The organism is Ligilactobacillus murinus DSM 20452 = NBRC 14221, from assembly GCF_001591685.1.
Classification (GTDB): Bacteria; Bacillota; Bacilli; order Lactobacillales; family Lactobacillaceae; genus Ligilactobacillus; species Ligilactobacillus murinus.
The window spans coordinates 1-20,440 of record NZ_BCVJ01000036.1 but is presented as its reverse complement, the minus strand read 5'-3'; the positions used below and the strand labels follow the sequence as shown (position 1 = coordinate 20,440).

Here is a 20,440-nt window from a genome sequence, read left to right as displayed (position 1 = left end):
TTCTACATTTTTATTAACAGTTACCTCACTCCTCATTGCTACTTCTCAACTATAGCAGACCTCTCCTAATAACTCTAGCCTTCTTGATAGAGTGCTTTTACAGCTTCGATATCTTTTGGTTGGATCGAATAATATGATCCGGCCGATTGCATCACTGAGACATTTTCATCATCATGCGCCAAACCGATCGCATGCCCTAATTCATGTTCTGCCGTATTAGTTATCCGTAATTGGGAATAACCATACTGCGCATTCAGTAAATAATAGGAATTGAGATAAACATCTGCACTAGTCAGACGATTCGTCAATTGATTTATCATGGTATGCGTCACCCCAGCTGCACTGGTATTGGCATCATTTTGTTGTTTTAAAATGATCTGGGCTCGTTTTTTATCATCAGTCAAATCAAAGTTAAAAGCCCCAGTTTGGTTCCAATTTTCGATTGCCCTTAAATAGGCGGTTCGGAAGCGTTCATCACTTGCTTCAAGATAAACAGTCGCTGTGTTTTTACTCCAACGGGCGCCATTTGACGCCTGCGCATTGGTATCTTCAGAATAACTTTGCGCCGTTGGATCACCTTGGGATATGCTTTCAGTTTTGACATTCGGTAGCTTTCCTTGAACTGGAATGATCTTAGTTACCAAAGTCTGTATCTCACGCACAACTGGGAGCGCGTAAGGACTAGTCATAAACCACAACAAGCCTAAACTTAAGCTAGCAGTGATAAAAAGGGTCAAAAATAGATTCCAAATGAAACGTAAAAATCTGATTTTGCGTCACCTCGCAATTATTTTTTGCTCCCTGTACTTACTAATTGTACACAACTTTTAACTTAAAACTTTTAAAGAATTCTTTAAATTTACCTAGGCCCGTTTTAAAGCTTGCTTTAGATCTTGGAGCAGATCTTCTTTTGCTTCGATCCCCACTGATAGGCGGATCAATTCATCGCTGATCCCATCTTTTAGCCGGATCTCACGCGGGATCGCACCATGTGTCATGATCGCAGGTACTTCGATCAAACTTTCTACTGAACCTAAGCTCTCTGCTAGCGTGATCAACTGCAAGGATTCGATAAAGGCTTTTACATCAGCTCCAGCTACCAATTCAAATGAGATCATCCCCCCAAAATCACGCATTTGTCTTTTGGCAAGTTCATACTCTGGCGCACTTGGATCACCAGGATAATAGATCTTAGCAACTTTTTTGTGCTTTTGCAAAAATTCAAAGATAGCTCTAGTGTTTTCGTTATGCGCGCGCATCCGGACCGCTAATGTCTTGATCCCCCGCGATAATAACCAACTATCTTGTGGCCCTAAAATAGCCCCGATCGCATTTTGTAAGTAAGCTAATTTGTCCCCGAGGTCTTGACTCTTAGTGACTGCTAAGCCTGCCACAAGGTCACTATGACCTCCGAGATATTTTGAAGCACTATGGACCACGATATCAGCGCCTAGATCTAATGGCCGTTGTAAATATGGAGTCGCAAAGGTATTATCCACGATCACCAATAACTCGTTAGCATGGGCCAAGTCAGCTAATAAACTCAGATCAGAGACATGTAACAAAGGATTAGTCGGTGTTTCTAAATAGAGCGCCTTAGTATTTGGCTGGATCGCTTGTTTGACTGCCTTTAAATCACGGGTATCGACGGCTGTAAATTCCAAGCCAAGACGATTTAAGACTGTATTCAACAACCGAAAAGTTCCGCCATATACATCATTTCCTACGACGACATGATCTCCCTTAGAAAATAAATTAAAAACAGCATGGATCGCTGCCGATCCCGAAGCAAAAGCTAAACCACGCGTACCATTTTCTAACTCTGCGATCAGCTGTTCCAGTGCATGGCGCGTTGGATTACCAGTTCGAGAATATTCATAAGCTGGTGTTCCTCCCAGTTCTGTTTGCTTATAGGTCGAGACTTGATAGATCGGTACACTCACCGCACCTGTTGTCTTATCACTACTGATACCACCATGGATCAACTTTGAATCAAATTTCATTTAAATCTCCTCCTCGAATCGATAAATGTGTTTACTTAAATAACGTTCTGAACTATCGGGAAAAATCGTGACGATATTACTGTTTTGAGGGAGCTCTTTTGCTAATTTCAGACTAGCCGCCAAAGCAGCGCCACTCGAACTTCCAACGAATAAACCATTTGTCAGCGCCAGTTGCTTGACTTGTTCAAAAGCCTCTCGATCACTTATCGTATAAACCATATCTGGCTTAGTTTTAGCAAAAAATGGCGGAATAAATTCAACTCCGATTCCTTCAGTCAAATGACTGTGAGAAGCGCCACCATTTAAGATCGAGCCTTCTGGTTCAACTACTGCTGCTGTTAACCCAGGAAATTTTTGCTTTAACACTTGCGTAATTCCAGCAAACGTCCCCCCACTGCCGGCACCGGCTACAAAAGCAGCCAAACTCAACTTGTTTTTTGTAAATTCGGTAACGATCTCTGGAGCCAAACTAGTTGCATAAGCAGCTGGATTAGCTAGATTTTCAAATTGTAGCGGTAAGTAGCTATCCGGGATCTGAGTAGCTAATTTCTTGGCTTTAGCGATCGCACCTTTGATCCCTGATCCACTTGGCGTATGTACTATTTTTGCACCTAGCGCACGCATCAAGATCTGCTTTTCTTGGCTAAATTTTTCGGGCACGACTAAAATCGTTTTTAGGCCCCGTTTTTGAGCTGCTAAAGCTAGACCGATCCCCGTATTGCCCGCGGTGGGTTCAATGATGGTCGTTTCTGCTGTCAACAAGCCTTTTTTCTGGGCATCATCCATGAGATACTCCCCTAATCGATCTTTGATACTGCCACCTGGATTAAACATCTCTAACTTGGCATAGATCGATACATGGTTTGGCGTTTCGACTGCAAGTTTCATCAACGGTGTTTGGCCGATCAGCTGTGATACATCCTGATATATCATATTCTTCCCTTCTTTCTGCGATCTGAGTAGAAAAAAGGGCGCAAACTTTAAAAAGTCTGCGCCCTCTTACGTTGAAGAAGTCCCCCTAGTTACGTTAAAAAACTCAACTCAAATGGACCTTCTTCGCTAGCTGGCGCGAAGAAGGACAACATGTATGAGCCATATTGTTGATAACTAAAGTCTCCATCGTAATTCCTCTTTTCAAATCGTTATCAATACAATAACACTTACTTTTCGTAAATGCAATCCCTCTTGCAAAAAAAATTTTCTTTGCTAAAATTAAGCTAAATATTTTAACAAGGAGGAAATAAGTTTGACTATTCGCTTAGCCACTACCGCTGATCTCCCCGCGATCAATGCGATCTATACTTTTGCCCGTACTCAAATGGCAAAAGACAACAATCCTACCCAATGGGGAAAAAGTCATCCGCCCTTGGATCTCTTAAAAGCTGATATTACCGCTAAACACCTCTATGTCATTGAAGAAGCCGGAAACATCGGGGGTGTCTTTGCTTTTATCTTAGGTGAAGATCCAACATATCAGCAGATCGATGGTGCTTGGCTCAATGACCAGCCTTATGGTACGATCCATCGCATTGCTGGGAACGGTAAAATCAAAGGCACCTTTAGTAAGGCTCTAGCTTTTTGTGAACAGCTCGAACCAAACATTCGAATCGACACCCATCAAAATAATAAACGTATGCAACATCTACTCGAAAAAAATGGTTTTACTTATTGTGGGATCATCTTGACTGATGACAACACACCACGTCTCGCCTATCAAAAAAGTGCTCGTAAAGTGAAATAGCCCCCAAGTTGGACAAAAGAAGCTAACTTAGGGGGGCTATTCCACTTTAAAGGCGCTTTTTTACTATCTAAATATCATCTAAAGCATAGCCTGATGCACTTAGATGTCCCTTTTCATCTCGCTCAAGATAGATACCTTGGATCTCTGGTTCAAAACCCGGGAATTTTTCCATGGCCCCAAGCAGTACCTTGAAGTATTCAACATCTAAGGCTTGCCATCTTTCACCCGGTGCCACGATAAAGACACCAGGCGGGTACGGTAAGGCGCCTTCAAGCGCGACTTTACCTTCGATCTTATCTAGTGGGACCAACTTGCCTTGCCCACGCATAAAGGCAAGATCAGCTGTGCGTGGTAAACAACTATAGGCTTGAAGCTTGGGCTTGACAAATAATGCTTGTTGTAGATGATAGATCTGTTGTTCCTTAAAATATTCATGCATTTCCTGGCATAACTGTCTTAAAGTATAGCCAGCATACCGCTCTTTATTTTGCCGATAAAAACGGGGGAGGGCTTTTTTTAACGGGGCATCTGTCAAATAGAGCTGCTCAAATTCTAATAGAGCTGTCAGCAATGTCTGTAAACTAAGCTCATCTTCACCAGGGGTCAAGAAAAAAAGTGTTGAATAGAGATCAGCTTTGCCTGGGATGATCCTTTTTTCTATTAAAAATTCGCCGACTAAGGGGCTCACGATCCCAGTTTCAGTGTATTTTCCTGTCTTTAGATCGACTCCAGGAGAAGTGATCGTTAATTTCAAAGGACTGATGATCGCTTCACCTAAAGCAACCTTGTTAAATCCATGCCACGTATCTTTAGGATCAAGTTGCCATAAGCTTAGGTCAGTCGCTAGCTTTTCAGTCGGGATATTTCCCCAGGAAATACCGTTTATTTTGGTGGGAACAAACGGTTTAAACAGCTTACTTTGACGCAATAGCTTCTTTCTAAATTCGATCCCTTTGACCAGTGTTTCTTCCCACCACGCACGGTTAGCTTGACTAGCTGCCATCGCTGCATTGACCGCTAAAGACGCATAGATCGGATAAGAGTAACTCGTGGTAACATATTTGAGATAGGCATTATTGAAGTGCTTATGATCGATATAACGTTTTTGCCCCTTCAGATGTGCATCTTTTTTCAAGATCTGAGAAGTTTGGGCTACTCCAGCTTGCTGTTTATGCACCGATTGGGTCACTAAGATCCCAGGATCATCTGAGCCATATTCTAGACTCAATGGCGATAATTGGCGCATCAGCTCGACAAATCGTTCATAGCCTCCCCAAGCACAATCAAATAAAATATAATCACACAATGGCCCGATTTTTTTAATGAGATAGTGGGCATCATAAAAGACTCCATCATATGTTTCTAGCTGTAAGACCGCTAGTCTAAAAGGTCGTTTAGCTTTAGCTTTTTTTGGATCGACCATTGCGATCTGTTGGCGGATATTTTTTTCATCTAGATCCTTTCCTACTAAAGGTCCGATCAAGCCTAAAGGATCTCGATCAGTCTTTAAATAGACCGGTTTAGCACCTGTCATCACAAGGGCACTGTTGTAGAGTGATTTATGGTTATTACGATCAAAGAGTACTAGATCGCCCTCGGTCAAAGCTGCGGTCGCACAGATCGTATTTGAGCTGGTAGTCCCATTTGTACAAAAATATACTTTATCGGCGTTAAAAGCTTTAGCAGCTTGCTTTTCAGCTGTCAACGGGGTTCCCCCATGGGTCAAGGTATCGCCCAGCTCAGGGATCGTATCACTAACGTCGGCGTATAAAAAATTATCGCCAAAAAAGTTTTTAAAGACTTCCCCTGCTGGATGACGTGTGTAAAAATTTCCATTATGGTGTCCTGGCGTTGTAAAGCTGACTGCCCTTTCATCGGCAAAATTGATCAGATCTAACAAAAATGCGGGTACATTTTCTTTTTCATAAGCCGTGGCTAACTCAAGTATCCGTTTCATATCAATGGCAATATTTTCTGCCGTGACCTCAATTAGCGGGAGTTTTAAGCCAGAACGCTGACAGATCGATTCCGCGAGCGCACGTTGCTTAAGATCACCAGCTTCGATCACTAGCGCTGCTAATTTAGCTCCTGAAAGCTCAGGGGTCAGTTCTACCGTTGGCCATTTCTTAGCTATGTCTGCCTGCAGTTTAGCCGGGGTAGCTATTTTTAGATATTTCTTCATTTTTTCACCTACTCACTTTTTCAAAATAATTCTATATTTTTTCATAAGAAAAAACAAATTTATGGTAGTAATTTCATAACGAATTCTTTAAAATGAAAAAAGTAATTACTTTCATAAAGGAGGAATTCGTGTGCATTCAAACAAGCATCCTGGTGTTAATGCAAAATAAACTCAGATTTTGCATTAATAAAGGAGATAAAATTGAATACTTTAAACCAAAACTCACTCGACCAAAAGAAATATACCCCTTGGCTCGTCTTGACTTTACTTGATTTTGTTACGATCATCAGTTTTGAAAATATCTTTTATCCTTTTCAAAATCAAGGGCTATCGGTAGTTGTCTCTTGGATCTTCATGTTATTTGTCTATGTCATTCCCTACGAATTGATCGTCAGCCAATTAGGTTTGACCTTCGACCAACAAGCAGGTGGACTTGCTTCGTGGATCAGACGTGGAACTGGTAGTGATCTCTTTGGCTACGCTACTTCTTGGATGTATTGGGTCCAAACTATCCCATACTTAGTTGATGTCTCTAACTCGATCATCGTATCCTTCAGTTGGATCATCTTGGGCGACGCTACTTTGAGCAGTCACATGTCCACATTTACTTTTGGCTTACTGACATTTGTTATCATTTTAGCTTTCATTCTTTTGGAAAATATTTTCAAAAACGCCTTAGAGATCCTATCCTTGATCGGTGGGGGCGCAATGTTTATCATGTCGATGCTCTTTGTTTTAATGACAGGTTATGCTTTAACACATGGAGCACATATTGCAACACAACCTTTTGATTGGTCAGCCTTCAAACCTAATTTCAGTCTACATTATTTTTCAACGACTGGTTTATTGATCTTTGCTATGTCAGGGGCTGAACTTGCAGCACCTTACATCAGTCGTATGAAAGATCCTAAACGTGATTTTCCACGTTCCATGTGGTTGCTTGCCTTGATGACTGGAGCATTAACGATTTTTGGGACGCTAGCTTTGGCCGTTTTCTTTGATGCCAATAACATTCCTAACGACTTCAAGATGAACGGACCTTATTACGCTTTTAAACTTTTAAGTCAACAACTTGGCTGGGGCAATAGTTTGATGTATGTCTTTGCCGTTGTCCAATCATTTTTCATGTTGGCTCAACTCGCTGTCTTGATCGACGCTGCCAGCCGCGTCTTTGCTGGCGATGTCAACCAAAAATATATGCCAACTTGGCTCACAAAGACCAACAAAAACGGGCGTCCCGTCCATAGTTATACTCTAACAGCTGGGATCGCCTTAGTACTTTTACTTTTGAGTGGGACTTTACCTGATATCAACTCCATTTATAACTGGTTGCTTAACTTAAACGGGATCGTCTCCCCGTATAAGACCTGTTTAGTCTTTGTTGCGTTCATCGCAGTTAGATGGCAACAGGATAAATTTAGTTCAGACTATATCTTCATCAAAAACCGTACCGGCGCTTTGCTCGTTGGTTTCTGGTGTTTCTTATTCACATTTGTCTGTGCGACAATGGGATTCATTCCACAAAATGCACATTTTGGAACAAAACAATTCACTCATGAATTGATGATGAATTTCTTCTTTGTCTTTTTGATCTTTGGAATGGGCGTTATCTTACCATTCTTACGTAAATTAGAGATCAAACGTAAACAAAAATAAACATAGCGGGCTAGAGATCAGCTGTAGATCTTTAGCCCGCTATATTTATTTTTCATATAGTTCTTTTTTAGCTTCAACGACCCAACGTGCATTTGTATCAAATACATGAGCTTCTAAGATCAGATCAGCTTGTTTTGTTTCTAAAATATACTCACACAGCTTTGAATCAAGTAACATCCCCGTAACTGCGATCGGTAAAGCGACGGCTTTTTTCATTGCCGTTGCATAAGGAACTTGCCAACCTTCATAAATGTGGTCTGGCTTTTTATCAAATAGGCCACCAGTCGTGATACTCAAACAATCGATCCCATCACGTTCTAGCCACCGACCAATAGTTTGCCATTCAGTCAACTTGTTTTGCTCATCTTCTTTAGCGTAATCATCTAACGACAAGCGGACCCACAATGGCCCTGCATAAAAGTCTCTGATCTGAGTGATGATCTCTTGTACGAAGCGATAACGCCCTGCAAGCTCACCACCATACTCATCATCACGTCGATTGAGAAGTGGCGAAAAGAATTCATCGATCAAAAAGCCCTCAGCTCCCTGAAGCTCGATCAGATCAACTCCAGCTTTCTTAGCCCGCTTAGCTGCCATTACAAAAGCGCTTTGGATGTGTTTGATCTCAGACTTACTCAAAGCACTTGGCTCATTGTACTCATCACTGTAGGCCTCAACCAGACTCGGTGCGACTGGTACTAGTTCGGCTTTAGCTTTACGTCCCGCATGTCCGAGTTCGATCCCAACTTTTGTACCTAGACTATGTAAAAAATCGACCAGACGTTTTAATTCTTTTGCCTGTTCATCGTTCCACAAACCTAAATCATGCTCAGTCGTGCGCCCCCCAGGTTCAACAGCGGTCATCTCAAGGATAACTAACCCAACTTGCTCGACCGCACGTGCTCCATAATGAGCAAAATGCAATGGATTTAAGACTCCATCCCCTTTTTGGACACTATACGTCCGCATGGGCGACATCACTATTCGATTCTTTAGATCTAATGACGCTACTTTAGCTGCTGAAAACAGCATCGACATAAGCTTTACACCCTCTTTTGTGAATTATTATCCACCTAAGTTTAACGATAAAAGCTAAATTTGTAAAGATTTTACTCAGCTAAAATTTCTACCATAGAGATAGTAGGTCTCAACCGTCTCTTCGTTGCCTTCATCCCAGTAAAAACGCTTCTCAACTAATTTTTCCAATCCATTATGTTCATAGAATCCATAATCTGAGGAATCATCGGTATATAAATAAAATGATCTGACACTATTTTTTTGTAAATACTCACAAAAATTGTTATATAACTTTTTCCCTAAACCTAGGCCACGATATTTTCCATTGACCAATAACAAATTGAGACTCCCCTCAAATTCACGGTTACTTTGAAGGAGTAGTTCTTGATCTAATGCCATCGTTTGAATATATTTTTCAAAGATCGAATCAGGTTCGGTCTGCTTTAAGATCGCCTCTAAAGCCGCTGTCTTTTTTCGCAAACAAAAACGTTGGATCTTCGTATAGTCTAAAACATCGCCGGCACAGATCCCTGCAGTTTTCCCATCGACTGTTACCACAACGATATGATCTGATTTTTGCAAAAGATCACTCAAAAAATATTCTGCCATCGGCCAAACTAGGTCTTTAGGGACCCAAGAGCGATAGTCCCAAGTTGTGATCACCATTTTCAAGATCTCATCATAATCACTTGCTTGCATCAGCCTTAAATCAATTTCCATTTTTCACACTCACTTTATTGAAATACACCTAAATTTTAGCGTATTTGAGCCCAAAACAAAAGAGAGACGCAAATAACGCCTCTCTTTTCTAGCTTCTTTTGATCAGATATCTGATATAGTTAGTTGAATTGAGTGCTGTGGCCCCAAATGCGATCAAGGCGATCAGCAATAGATCAGGATTTAGACTGCTCAAGCAAAAGCTCCACGTTCATAGCTCAAATTCCCCTGACTGACTAAAGTATCAGCTGTTAGATCTAATAGCTCTTTTTTAGCAACTAGGTCGGTAGTTTTTTTGATATATTCTTTAAAATGTGGGGTCTTACGATGTTTGGCATAAGCTTGTTTATCTTGATAGAATTCTAAAAATATCCATTCATCTGGCTTATTTTGGATCGTGGCCGCATACATCGCTAAAACTCCTGGTTCAAGCACGATCGCTTGGTGCATCTCACTAAAGACCGCCGCTTTAAAGGCCGCGACACTTGCTTTTTCTAATTGTAACTTTGCCAATTTTACCGTTATCTTATCCGGAGTACCTTTACCTAAAAAATCAAATTTTTCTAACAATAATTCTGGTATCAGATCGACCACTTTACGATTGACGATCGCATTTTTAGCAAAAGTCGCGTACTTTTGAAATTGCGGTGAAGCTTGATGCCGTTTTTGTGCCGCAGTGTCTTGGTAGAGCTCAAAAATCAGATTCTCTAGCCCCTTTTCATCGCTATGAGTCGCATGCATCGCTAGGGTCTGTGGCTCAGTTTTGATCGATAAACTTAAATTTCTCTGTCCTAAAGCCACAAACTCCGCTTTTTTTTCTGGTTTGATCTCAAGTTCATATAATCTAAATAAAGGCGGATATTCCAATTTGGTCACTTCACATCACCTGCCATTAATTTTTCAAAGTTTAAATACATGATCTGCTCGCGCTCTTTAGACGTCAAATTTGCCTGTTGTAAAGCAGCTGTGATCTCTTTTGTTGGCCCCACTGGCGCGATCCCTAATGGAGCATCCGTTCCAAATAAAACATGGTCACTTCCATAGTATGCCACTGCCAATTCTAAAGCCTTATGATTTCCTAACAGTGCAGTGTCTACATAAAACTTCTTAAAGTCTTTTGCCTGCTCAGCTGGTAAAATATGCTCGATCCGCTCTGCAATATACGGGACCATTCCCCCAGCATGGTGCACAATGATCTTTAATTGCGGATACTTGATAAAAATATCGCTTTGGAGTAATTGTAACATGGCTTGCGTCAACTCATATTCCCAACTAAACACGATATTATTATCTGGCTTACGCTCGTCAAAGACTGGATGTAGCCAGATCGGGATCGCTAAAGCAGCCGCTTTTTCAAACACCGGATAAAATGCTGGATCTGCGATGCTTTTTCCTAATGCCCGGGTAAATAATTGGATCCCTAATAATTTGGGCTCTTTTTTTACCTGCTCTAAGATCTCAGCTGTGGCCTCTAAATTGTTCAAAGGGACCATCGCAACTGCCCCAACAAACATTGCTGGATAGCGTTTAACTAGCTCGATCAATTCTTCATTTCCACTTTGGCACAACTTTGCCGCCAAAGTGGGATCCGTATAGTCTTCAGGATTCAAATTCACATTTGAAATAACTTGCTTTACTCGCCCATCAAAATGCGCTTGGCGGATAGTAAGATCACTTAAGGCTGGCATTTTGATAAAAGGATATTTTTGGGGCAATTCTGGCGCTAACTGTAATAATTGCTGATAAAATTTAGGAGGCAAGACATGGGCAAAAACATCAATTGCCGACTTTGACACTCCGATCACTCCTTTTGATTAATATTCTAAATTTTTTCTGTAAAAATCACGGCTAATTCTTAATTTTACTATTCGAGCCTTTCTGCTTTATTATAACAAAATCTTTAACAAAACGGCACTTATATATCACACAAGTTATTTTCAATTTTAAGTTCTAGCAACCTTAATTTCCCTAAATCACTTAAAAAATATACTTTAAATCTTGAGTTAATAGGTTTATAATACATGTAATCTTTTTTTAAGAAAAAACAGAAATGAGGTGCTACTATGGCAAAAAATGATGAATTACTTCACCAAGAAGCCCGCAGTTTAGCTTCACAATCACGGATCAAATACTTTGATCTCGTGATCGCACAAGGAAACGGCGCCCTCCTGACTGATGCTGATGGCAAAGAATATATCGATCTCTTAGCCTCTGCCTCATCGACCAATACTGGGCACTGTCATCCGACCGTGGTCCAAGCGATCACCCAACAGGCTCAAAAGTTGATCCAATACACACCAGCCTATTTTGCTAATCCGATCGCTGCTAAATTGAGTGCACGCTTGACCAAGCTCGCACCGATGACAGGTCCTGTCAAATTAGCCTGGGGAAATTCGGGCTCAGATGCCAATGATGCGATCATTAAATTTGCGCGCGCCTACACTGGGCGACAATACATCGTGACTTTTACTGGAGCTTACCACGGTTCGACCTATGGCTCGCTTACTGCTTCAGGTGTCAGTTTGAATATGACCCGAAAAATCGGACCTCTACTTCCTGGGATCATCAAAGTCCCATACCCTGACCCCTGGCAAAAAGCTCCGCATGAAACAACAGAGCAATTTGTAAACCGTATGTTTGAAGCCTTTAAGCTCCCCTTTGAGACCTATCTTCCTCCCGATGAAGTAGCTTGCATCTTGATCGAACCGATCCAAGGTGATGGTGGGATCATCAAAGCCCCCACAAAATATCTCCAAAAAGTCTATGAATTTGCCCATGAACACAAGATCTTATTTGCCGTCGATGAAGTCAACCAGGGAATGGGCCGAACTGGCAAATGGTGGTCGATCCAACAATTTGGACTTGAACCCGATCTTATGAGTGTCGGTAAATCACTAGCATCTGGTCTTCCACTAAGTGCCGTGATCGGCCGAGCTGAGATCATGGAATCATTAAAAGCCCCAGCTCATGTCTTTACTACCGCAGGAAATCCACTCACTGCCGCAGCTGCTCTAGCCACTATTGAAGTCATCGAAAAAGAAGACCTTTTACATCGCTCGACAAAATTAGGGCGAGTAGCACAGACCTTTTTCCAACAAGCTCAAGCAAAATATGATTTTATCGGTGATGTCAGGATGTATGGTCTCAATGGTGGGATCGATATCGTTGATCCTAAGACTAAAAAGCCGTCCACTGCAATTGCGACCAAGATCATCCATCGCGCCTTTGAACTGGGTGTGATCATGATCAGTTTACGAGGCAATATCTTACGCTTCCAACCCCCGCTTGTGATCACCACAGCACAATTAAACCGCGCCTTTACGCTCTTAGACCAAGTCTTTAGCGAAGAAGCAGCGCAAAAATTACGCCTTCCTAAAAATGCCTCAGAACTAGGGTGGTAAAAATTAATATCCAAAAGTTGCCTTAGTGGTTTAAAATGATAAATGTAATTTTAATCGAAAGGACCACAATTATCATGAAATATCGCTTACAGGCATGTTTATTTGTTTTTATCGCTTTTATGCTCGGATGTAATGAGTATATCATCGTCGGGGTCTTGCCAGACATTTCGAGTGAATTTGGTACGGGACTGTCTCAACTTGGGCTATTAGTTACCATTTTTGCACTTGTCTATGCGTTGAGCACCCCGCTTGTAACATCATTTGGCAATCATTTTTTACGACATCGTGTTTTACTAGCACTGATCTTGATCTTCTTTATCGGTAATACTTGGACTGCTTTAGCCACTGATTTTACTTCGCTTTTATTATCGCGGATCTTGACAGCTAGTGTAGCTGGAGCGATCATTTCGATCGTTTTGGTCATGGCAAACTACATTGCCCCCCGCCACAAACGTGCTAGCCTAGTTTCGTGGGTCTTTGCTGGCTTTAGCTTAGCCTCGATCATCGGGATCCCCCTTGGAACTTTGATCAGCACGACCTTTTCTTGGCACGATAGCTTTTGGATGATCAGTGCGATCACATTTATCGTCTTATGTCTACTGTTTGGGCTAGTTCCTAAAGATACACCACAGTTCAAAGGAACACTCAAACATCAATTTGCGCTCCTCAAAGAAAAGCAAGTACTCCTAGGTGTCACCTTTGTCGTAGCTGTATGTGCTGCTGACTATACGATCTATACCTATATCCGCCCGCTTTTCACTAATGAGATGCACTTCAATAACACTTGGCTCAACTGGTTATTGTTTGGCATGGGGATCTTCTTTATCATTGGAAATAAGTTTGGGGGCTATTTAGCCGATAATGGTGGATTAAAACCACTACGTTACGTCTATATCACGATGACACTGTTGATGTTACTTTTAGGCTCTGCCATTAAGCTTCCTTGGCTAGGAGCAGCGACTATTGCTTTACTTTGCGTTTGCTTTGCCAGCTATGGTGCTTCAACTCAGCTCATGTTTTTAGACATTGCTGAGAAAAAATATCCGCAATCCCTTGATCTAGCATCATCACTTAATTCGATCTTTGCTAACCTAGGGATTTCACTAGGTTCACTTACAGCAGCGCAAACAGTTGAATTTACTTCATTAGCAAATGTAGGTTATATCGGAGCTTTGTATGGGCTCTTAGCTACTGGCTTGACTTTTATCCTTTATCGCGATCTGCTAAAGACAAATTAAAGCAGTAGGCCAAAAAGCAACTGCAATATAAGTAAAAGGCATCTTCAAATTCCAAATATTGGAATTCTGAAGATGCCTTTATTAATATCTCTGATACAAAAAGCTCTTATGTCACACTTTTTAGGTGATCTTTTCTACTTATTTTTTTGCTCGTCCTTGAAATAAGCTGCGATCTGTTTGATCTGCTCAGTAGTCGTTGTACAACAGCCTCCGATAATATCGGCACCAGCTGTATGCCACTTAGCGACCAACTGGGTAAAAGGCAAGGCGTTATCTGATTTTTGCCAAGTCTTAGTTGTTGGATCATAGACCGATCCTAGGTTAGGATAAACAATGATTTTTTTAGTTGTCACCTGTCTGATCGTCTTGATCGCCTTTTCGACTAAGTCAGGAGCGACACAATTGACTCCCACTGCAAAAACTTGTGGGTAACTAGCAACTTTTTTGACTGCCTCTTGCAACTTTGTCCCATCACTTAAGGTCTTTTCATCTTGTAAAGTAAAGGAAACATAGACTGGCAATGTACTTTGCTTTTGTTTCAACCACTCCAAAATAGCTAACGGTTCAGAAAGCTTGGGCTGCGTTTCTAATGCAAGACAATCGGGATCTTGTTTTAAGATCGTTTGTAAACGCGAAACATGAAAATCCAGATACTGCGCTGTATTCAGCAAATAATCGCCCTTATATTCGCTTCCATCAGCCAAATAAGCCCCGTACGGTCCGATCGTAGCGGCAACCACCGCATGTTTCCCCGTTTTAAGCGCGTAATCATCGCGAGCTTTTTTAGCTACTAAAATACCGATCGCTATCAAGGTCTCAGCTTGTTTACGTGAATAACCCAAGCGTTCAAAAGCATAGACATTAGCTTGATAAGTATTAGTCAAGATCATTTGAGCACCAGCCTTTAAATAGGCACTATGGACTTCATAGATTGCTTCGATATCATCGATCAAAGCTTTAGCCGTCCAAAGTTTATTATTAGTAGCGACTCCCCGTTTCTCTAATTCGGTCGACATAGCCCCATCTAAAACATGTAAGTTATTAAAAATTTTTTCTGTCATTAAAAAGCTCCCTTCTAAAATTAAATTCTGTTATAATTGTACTCAACATTTTATCACTTTTATCTTCAAATGTAAGCCTATTATTTAGGGGGACGATCTTTATGGAATATAAAACACACTTGAACCGTAAAATGCAAGCACGACATATCCAAATGATATCACTAGGCGGTGTTATTGGAACTGGTCTTTTTTTGAGCTCAGGTTACACCATCCATGAAGCAGGTCCGATCGGGACGATCATTGCTTATCTGATCGGAGCACTTTTAGTCTTTTCAGTTATGCTTTGCTTGGGGGAATTAAGTGTTGCGATGCCCTATACCGGTGCTTTTCATGTCTATGCCAAACGCTACTTAGAGCCTGCAACTGGCTTTTTAGTCGCGATCACTTTTTTGTACCAATATTAGGGTAAGCCAACACACTATTTGAAGTCGGACCGATCTTTACTTTTAGCAACATCTCATGCCATCGTTGCATTGCTTTAGCTTGAGCGACCAATTGATCCTACTAAAGGTCATCTTATTTCCTTTAAATTTATTTTCAAACTAGCATTATCGGCATTTTAACACTATTTTTACTCAAACGTACTTTTTGTACTTACAACAAAAATAAGCTGGTGTTACCACCAACTTATTTACCAGCTAGATCGAACGTGGCAAGACAATAAAGATCGCAGTGATCAAAACTGCCCACATCATCGCTGACGGAAAAACCGTCAAAGTCAAGATCAAGCCCAAAATCTTAAGCACTACATCGATCATTCCCCGACCATCTAAAATACTAAAACCATCTTCCACTGACACCCCTTTATTTAGACGTTTTAACTCCACATACATCCAAATATTGCAGGCCGTCACTAATAAGACTACGATTCCATACATCGTTTGGGCAACTGGGCTATTAAAATTGTCAGCTACTAAACTCGTCGTATATGGGAAAAATGAGGAGAAGAATAGTAGGATCAAAGCATTCCAAACCAACTCATTGTTGATCTTTTCAATATTATGCCAAGCTCGGTGCATATTGACCCACATCGTTCCTAACCAGAAAAAAGAGACAGTATAGGCAAAGAAACTCTCACGTAACTCCCAAACAGCAGCCCAAGTCATCGTTTCGGGCTTGTTCAACTCTAAAACTAAGATCGTCATAATGATCGCTAATACTGCATCAGTAAAAGCAGTCAGACGTTCTTTTGACATCTCCATAATTTTATATTGCCTCCTAGATATTTTTTATTATTTTAAACTCTCTTAAATGATTTGGCAATATTTTTTATAAGATCTGCTCAAGTTCTAGTAGTGCCTGTTTGCGATCAAGGCCACCAGCATAGCCATGCAAACTGCCATCACTTGCCAAGACGCGGTGACACGGGATAAAAATACTTAAGGGATTATGTGCTACAGCCCCACCAACAGCTCTTGGGTGTGAAGCTAATTTGTTTGCTAGCTCTTGGTAGGTCACCGTAGTTCCATAAGGAATCGCTCGTAGTTGGTTTAATACCCGTTGCCTAAACGGCGTAACTTTGGGGGCTAAAGTAAGCTCTGTGGTCGGGAGCTGACCATTAAAATACTCTGTTAGCCATGCGCTAGCTTGTTTTAATGCTGGTGTCTCGATAGTTGCGATTTTTTCGAGTGAAAGCTCAGGCGCAAAATATTTTTGATCAGTAAACCAAGATCCCACAAGTTCAGTTTCGGTCCCAACTAACAGCAATTCTCCTAGTGGCGTAGAAAAGCTCTGCTTAAAATACATACCTTCACCTGCTTGCTTTTTCTTTAATATAGACCGTGACTGTGGCATAAATCTATATGCCCCTGTAACTCATACTCTTATCTAGTGCTAGTCACTTAGATCCTCACCATTAGTTGCGATCACTTTTTTATACCAATAAAAGGAATCTTTACGGTAACGCTTTAAAGTTTTGAGATCAAATTCGTCTCGATCGACATAGATGAAACCATAGCGTTTCTTGATCCCTTCATGCGTTGAGATCAAGTCGATCGCCGACCATGGATTATAGCCTAACATCTCAACTCCATCTGAGATCGCTTCTTTGATCTGAGCAATGTGTTCGCGCAAGTAAACGATCCGATATGGGTCATGGACTTTTCCATCGGCAGTTAATTCATCATAAGCCCCGATCCCATTTTCCGTGACCAATAATGGAAGTTGGTAGCGATCATATAAAGCACGCATGGTCGCTCTAAAGCCAACTGGATCGATCTCCCAACCAAACTCGGTCTTTTTCAAATTTTGATTTTGTACACTGCGGTAATATCCTGGTTCAGACATTGCGGATTGTTGATCAGCAAATTTATCAGCGATCTGTTCACTACCATCACTTGCTTCGACGGTAAACGACGTATAGTAATTGAAAGCGATAAAATCAGGTTTGGCTGCTTTTAAAACTTCAGCATCCCCAGGTGCAAAAGTTGGGGTCGCATCTTTAGCTTCTAAATACGCCCAAACCAAGTTATTGTAGCGCCCATAAACAGCCATATCTAAATACAACCAATTACGGATCGCATTGGCATTTTGTTCAGCGATGATATCTTCTGGGCGGTTACTGTTAGGGTAAGCCAATGCGATATTTGGAGCCGGACCGATCTTTGCTTTTGGCAACATCTCATGACATAGTTGCATCGCTTTTGCTTGAGCGACCAATTGATGGTGATTTTGTTGATAGATCTCTTTAGTCAAGTTCGTTGTTGCTTCTGGCACACGCAAGGTACCGATCAGTGTTCCTACGAGAGTCATCATATTTTGCTCATTGATCGTCAGCCAATATTTGACCCGATCACCGTAATTTTCAAAGAGAACTCGGGCAAATTCCTTAAACCATTCAGAAGAGCTAGCATTGCTCCAAGAGCCTTTTTCTTCCAAAGCTGCCGGCATGTCGAAATGAAACATCGTGATGATCGGTTCGATACCATATTTCAAACATTCATTGATCAAATTATTATAAAATTCGATTCCCTTAGGATTAACTTTTCCGATCCCGTCTGGTAAGACCCGTGACCATGAGATCGAGAAACGATATGCTTTAAAACCCATCTCAGCCATCAAGGCAATATCTTCTTTATAACGATGATAATGATCGACTGAGACCGTTAGATCAGCGGTCCCTGGTGGTAATTTTTTAGTATCTTGAAAAGATGGTCCTTTGCCATCTTCTAAACTAGCACCCTCAACTTGGTAGGCCGAAGTTGAAGCACCCCACAAGAAATCGTTAGGGAACGGTTTCAATGTTTGGTGGATCATTTGCATAAGCCCCTTTCTTAGGTTATGTATTAATTGTTCGGGTACACTTATATATTAAATTGTTCCCAAACATTTTGTCAAGCGTTTTCATTGTGCTATACTAAAAGCAAAGTAGGTGAGACTATGTTAAAACATCAAGCGATCGCTGCTAAACTAAAAAATTATATCGAAGAACACGACCTGCCACATGGCGCAAAGCTTCCCAATCTAACAACTTTGATGGAGCTTTATGGGACGAGTAAAAATACGATGATGCAAGCGCTCAAAAATCTTGAAAATTCTCATGTCGTTTATCAAGTTCAAGGCAGTGGGATCTTTGTTAGACGGCGCCAACGTGAAGCGTATACTCCACTGTTCCAAAATACGGCTGGTTTTTTTGGTAATTTCCATGAACATATCAAACATCAAGTCTTAGCATTTGAGAAAATCTTAGCACCACCTGACGTCGCACAAAATCTCAAAGTGACTTCTAAAGACTCGGTCTATCGGATCTTGCGTCTGCAAATATTGGATGGCGCTCCGTTTTGTCTGGAGGAATCTTTTTATGTTGTAGCGCTAGTAGGTGAGCTTCCCAAAAGCGTCGCCAGTACTTCGATCTTTAGTTACCTTCGCCAACAAGGACTAAAGATCGGCTTTTCTGATAAATACTTTGATAGCGTATTGTTAGATGAAAAACAAGCTAAAGCACTTGAGCTACCACCTAACAGTCCAGCTTTAAGACTCGAAGATATCTATTATCTAAACGATGGACAGATCTTTGATTATTCACGGACCTATTGCCAAGCTAAATTCTTTGCCCAATCAAATTGACCAGCACATTGTGGCTACCACAAATGTGCTGGTTCTTTTGGTTGATCATAATTACATAGACAACAACATTTCTACAGATTAGCTATTTTTTCTGCAGATTAAAATTCTAAACAAATCCCATATTATCAAGATTCCATTGAAGTATTTCTGCAGATTAGCCATTTTTTCTGCAGATTAATTTATCTCTTTCGTGATTCTTAAATCGGCTGCCCTTTGTTTGATCGTAGCAACTTTTTGTTCCAAAGTTCTATTTAGTCGATATCGTGTGCTTCTTCCTGCCCCTTCCTCTAAAACATAATCTGCGGTAATTAATTTTTCTAAAGACTTTGTTGCATAATGTCTTGAAAGACCTGTTTCAGCCTGAAGTTCTTTTTTTGAAAGAGAACCATCTATCTTTGATAAAGCTTTTAGAACTTGCTTTTCATTTTCATCGATTCCTTCAATACTTTCTGCAAAATCTACAGTCCAAATTCTTAATTTTGTCTTCTGTATAAATGAGCTTATTAGTCCTATCCTTACTCATAATGAGTAAATATCAGTTAATGTCTATAAAAAATAGCCTAAAAAATACTCCCCACATTTCTGCGGGAAGTGTTGTGAAAATATCCATATTAGCTTACCCATTTACTTGAACTAGCCTAATTACCTGTGCATCATTTTATTTCTTTCCATGATAGTGTCTAAAAAATAGCGAAACGGAACACCATAAACAGAATACGACAAAAAACAAAAGCTGATACATTACCATAAAATGCAGTAAACTAACATCATGATCACTACTAAACCAGGACACAAATGGAAATACTACAAAGTATATTAATATATCATATTTACTCTCTCCAGCTGGCCACCATTTCCATAATTTTCTCATAGTAGATCACTCCTATCTTGTCACTTGAAGTTCCTTCTACGCCTCTATGGTAACACTCATATAAAATGCAGCACTTAAATATTCAAATCTCGCACATTTCTATTCATATTCGGTCATACAACGATCTGCAAACATATCTTGGAAAAAATATAAGAAGCTCTGTAAAAACAGCTTGAGCCATTCTCACAAAGCTTCTCTAAAAAATGTTTACTCTTTACTAAGAATAGCCACATTCCTTGTACTAGCATAATTATCCGTGCATCTTTCTAGTGATCCCCATAACATTGTCTAAAAAATAGAGCAAAGGAGCAGCAAATGTTAGACAAAGCGCAACAAAAAGCAACATCTTAGGCGTTGTCACAAAGTGTAGGAAACTAACCTCACGGCCACTGACAAGCCAAATACCAAATGGAACACCTTCGGCCTCTAATAAGGGAAAGATCACATAGCGTTTCTTACCTTTAATGCCTGCTATATAAAATGTAGAA

Annotated in this window: 19 protein-coding genes and 1 pseudogene; 6 read left to right on the top strand and 14 right to left on the bottom strand. The window is 40.7% G+C overall.

The features are described from left to right. Positions 1–74: 74 nt before the first annotated feature. The 3 genes from LMU01S_RS07305 to LMU01S_RS07295 form a co-directional block, all read right to left on the bottom strand. A complete protein-coding gene (locus LMU01S_RS07305) occupies positions 75–689 on the bottom strand; it encodes a matrixin family metalloprotease (protein ID WP_305775236.1) in 615 nt (204 codons plus the stop codon). A gap of 174 nt (positions 690–863) precedes the next feature. Beyond that, complete coding sequence (locus LMU01S_RS07300) at positions 864–2,003, bottom strand: trans-sulfuration enzyme family protein (protein WP_056958202.1); 1,140 nt, start codon at positions 2,001–2,003, stop codon at positions 864–866. Further along, positions 2,004–2,936: a PLP-dependent cysteine synthase family protein gene (locus tag LMU01S_RS07295; protein WP_056958199.1), complete on the bottom strand. Its 933-nt coding sequence runs from the start codon at positions 2,934–2,936 to the stop codon at positions 2,004–2,006. It lies immediately after the preceding gene. Positions 2,937–3,249: 313 nt separating this feature from the next. On the opposite strand from LMU01S_RS07295, the gene LMU01S_RS07290 reads away from it, so the two are divergent. Then, entirely contained in the window at positions 3,250–3,744 is a 495-nt protein-coding gene (locus LMU01S_RS07290; protein ID WP_056958197.1) for a GNAT family N-acetyltransferase, read from the top strand. A gap of 67 nt (positions 3,745–3,811) precedes the next feature. On the opposite strand, the gene LMU01S_RS07285 is transcribed toward LMU01S_RS07290, so the two are convergent. Then, complete coding sequence (locus LMU01S_RS07285; protein ID WP_056958195.1) at positions 3,812–5,926, bottom strand: putative ornithine decarboxylase; 2,115 nt, start codon at positions 5,924–5,926, stop codon at positions 3,812–3,814. 201 nt (positions 5,927–6,127) lie between these two features. On the opposite strand from LMU01S_RS07285, the gene LMU01S_RS07280 reads away from it, so the two are divergent. After that, the gene (locus LMU01S_RS07280; RefSeq protein WP_056958193.1) at positions 6,128–7,582 is read left to right on the top strand and encodes an APC family permease; all 1,455 of its coding nucleotides are present in this window, start codon (positions 6,128–6,130) and stop codon (positions 7,580–7,582) included. 45 nt (positions 7,583–7,627) lie between these two features. On the opposite strand, the gene LMU01S_RS07275 is transcribed toward LMU01S_RS07280, so the two are convergent. From LMU01S_RS07275 to LMU01S_RS07260, 4 genes are all read right to left on the bottom strand, one after another. Continuing rightward, the gene (locus LMU01S_RS07275) at positions 7,628–8,620 is read right to left on the bottom strand and encodes an oxidoreductase (RefSeq protein ID WP_056958191.1); all 993 of its coding nucleotides are present in this window, start codon (positions 8,618–8,620) and stop codon (positions 7,628–7,630) included. Between the two features lie 75 nt (positions 8,621–8,695). Then, positions 8,696–9,319 carry a GNAT family N-acetyltransferase gene (locus LMU01S_RS07270; protein WP_056958189.1) on the bottom strand — a complete coding sequence of 208 codons (624 nt, stop codon included), beginning with the start codon at positions 9,317–9,319 and terminating at the stop codon, positions 8,696–8,698. Between the two features lie 189 nt (positions 9,320–9,508). Then, the gene (locus tag LMU01S_RS07265; protein ID WP_056958187.1) at positions 9,509–10,192 is read right to left on the bottom strand and encodes a putative quinol monooxygenase; all 684 of its coding nucleotides are present in this window, start codon (positions 10,190–10,192) and stop codon (positions 9,509–9,511) included. Further along, positions 10,189–11,112 carry an amidohydrolase family protein gene (locus tag LMU01S_RS07260; RefSeq protein ID WP_056958186.1) on the bottom strand — a complete coding sequence of 308 codons (924 nt, stop codon included), beginning with the start codon at positions 11,110–11,112 and terminating at the stop codon, positions 10,189–10,191. Before LMU01S_RS07260 ends, LMU01S_RS07265 begins: the two co-directional genes overlap by 4 nt. A gap of 267 nt (positions 11,113–11,379) precedes the next feature. Between LMU01S_RS07260 and LMU01S_RS07255 the strand changes: the two genes are divergently transcribed. After that, entirely contained in the window at positions 11,380–12,717 is a 1,338-nt protein-coding gene (locus LMU01S_RS07255) for an aspartate aminotransferase family protein (protein WP_056958184.1), read from the top strand. A 74-nt stretch (positions 12,718–12,791) separates the two neighbouring features. Next, the gene (locus tag LMU01S_RS07250) at positions 12,792–13,955 is read left to right on the top strand and encodes an MFS transporter (protein WP_056958182.1); all 1,164 of its coding nucleotides are present in this window, start codon (positions 12,792–12,794) and stop codon (positions 13,953–13,955) included. Between the two features lie 134 nt (positions 13,956–14,089). Here the strand turns inward: LMU01S_RS07250 and mmuM are convergent, their stop codons facing one another. Continuing rightward, entirely contained in the window at positions 14,090–15,016 is a 927-nt protein-coding gene (gene mmuM / locus LMU01S_RS07245; protein WP_056958181.1) for a homocysteine S-methyltransferase, read from the bottom strand. Positions 15,017–15,117: 101 nt separating this feature from the next. Between mmuM and LMU01S_RS07240 the strand changes: the two are divergent. Next, a pseudogene (locus tag LMU01S_RS07240) lies at positions 15,118–15,405 on the top strand (amino acid permease); the annotation flags it as partial. Between the two features lie 249 nt (positions 15,406–15,654). Here LMU01S_RS07240 and LMU01S_RS07235 read toward each other — a convergent pair. The 3 genes from LMU01S_RS07235 to LMU01S_RS07225 all read right to left on the bottom strand — a co-directional run bounded on the left by LMU01S_RS07235 (position 15,655) and on the right by LMU01S_RS07225 (position 18,271). Further along, positions 15,655–16,212: a TMEM175 family protein gene (locus tag LMU01S_RS07235; protein WP_056958210.1), complete on the bottom strand. Its 558-nt coding sequence runs from the start codon at positions 16,210–16,212 to the stop codon at positions 15,655–15,657. A gap of 73 nt (positions 16,213–16,285) precedes the next feature. Continuing rightward, positions 16,286–16,762: a methylated-DNA--[protein]-cysteine S-methyltransferase gene (locus LMU01S_RS07230; RefSeq protein WP_056958208.1), complete on the bottom strand. Its 477-nt coding sequence runs from the start codon at positions 16,760–16,762 to the stop codon at positions 16,286–16,288. Positions 16,763–16,849: 87 nt separating this feature from the next. Beyond that, the gene (locus LMU01S_RS07225; RefSeq protein ID WP_056958177.1) at positions 16,850–18,271 is read right to left on the bottom strand and encodes a glycoside hydrolase family 1 protein; all 1,422 of its coding nucleotides are present in this window, start codon (positions 18,269–18,271) and stop codon (positions 16,850–16,852) included. Positions 18,272–18,394: 123 nt separating this feature from the next. On the opposite strand from LMU01S_RS07225, the gene LMU01S_RS07220 reads away from it, so the two are divergent. Beyond that, positions 18,395–19,081, top strand: a complete 687-nt coding sequence (locus tag LMU01S_RS07220; RefSeq protein WP_056958175.1) for a GntR family transcriptional regulator — start codon at positions 18,395–18,397, stop codon at positions 19,079–19,081. Positions 19,082–19,255: 174 nt separating this feature from the next. On the opposite strand, the gene LMU01S_RS10815 is transcribed toward LMU01S_RS07220, so the two are convergent. Together LMU01S_RS10815 and LMU01S_RS10570 are read right to left on the bottom strand one after the other, a co-directional pair. Beyond that, a complete protein-coding gene (locus tag LMU01S_RS10815) occupies positions 19,256–19,516 on the bottom strand; it encodes a winged helix-turn-helix transcriptional regulator (RefSeq protein WP_225354619.1) in 261 nt (86 codons plus the stop codon). Between the two features lie 686 nt (positions 19,517–20,202). Continuing rightward, positions 20,203–20,440: DUF5976 family putative bacteriocin (locus LMU01S_RS10570; protein WP_369690079.1), on the bottom strand; the 238-nt coding region annotated here is incomplete at its 5' end.

Bases quoted from the DNA above. Each gene is read 5' to 3' on its own strand.
- LMU01S_RS07305 (WP_305775236.1), bottom strand. From the start codon at position 689: ATGACTAGTCCTTACGCGCTCCCAGTTGTGCGTGAGATACAGACTTTG.
- LMU01S_RS07300 (WP_056958202.1), bottom strand. From the start codon at position 2,003: ATGAAATTTGATTCAAAGTTGATCCATGGTGGTATCAGTAGTGATAAG.
- LMU01S_RS07295 (WP_056958199.1), bottom strand. From the start codon at position 2,936: ATGATATATCAGGATGTATCACAGCTGATCGGCCAAACACCGTTGATG.
- LMU01S_RS07285 (WP_056958195.1), bottom strand. From the start codon at position 5,926: ATGAAGAAATATCTAAAAATAGCTACCCCGGCTAAACTGCAGGCAGAC.
- LMU01S_RS07275 (WP_056958191.1), bottom strand. From the start codon at position 8,620: ATGTCGATGCTGTTTTCAGCAGCTAAAGTAGCGTCATTAGATCTAAAG.
- LMU01S_RS07270 (WP_056958189.1), bottom strand. From the start codon at position 9,319: ATGGAAATTGATTTAAGGCTGATGCAAGCAAGTGATTATGATGAGATC.
- LMU01S_RS07255 (WP_056958184.1), top strand. From the start codon at position 11,380: ATGGCAAAAAATGATGAATTACTTCACCAAGAAGCCCGCAGTTTAGCT.
- LMU01S_RS07250 (WP_056958182.1), top strand. From the start codon at position 12,792: ATGAAATATCGCTTACAGGCATGTTTATTTGTTTTTATCGCTTTTATG.
- mmuM (WP_056958181.1), bottom strand. From the start codon at position 15,016: ATGACAGAAAAAATTTTTAATAACTTACATGTTTTAGATGGGGCTATG.
- LMU01S_RS07235 (WP_056958210.1), bottom strand. From the start codon at position 16,212: ATGTCAAAAGAACGTCTGACTGCTTTTACTGATGCAGTATTAGCGATC.
- LMU01S_RS07230 (WP_056958208.1), bottom strand. From the start codon at position 16,762: ATGTATTTTAAGCAGAGCTTTTCTACGCCACTAGGAGAATTGCTGTTA.
- LMU01S_RS07225 (WP_056958177.1), bottom strand. From the start codon at position 18,271: ATGATCCACCAAACATTGAAACCGTTCCCTAACGATTTCTTGTGGGGT.
- LMU01S_RS07220 (WP_056958175.1), top strand. From the start codon at position 18,395: ATGTTAAAACATCAAGCGATCGCTGCTAAACTAAAAAATTATATCGAA.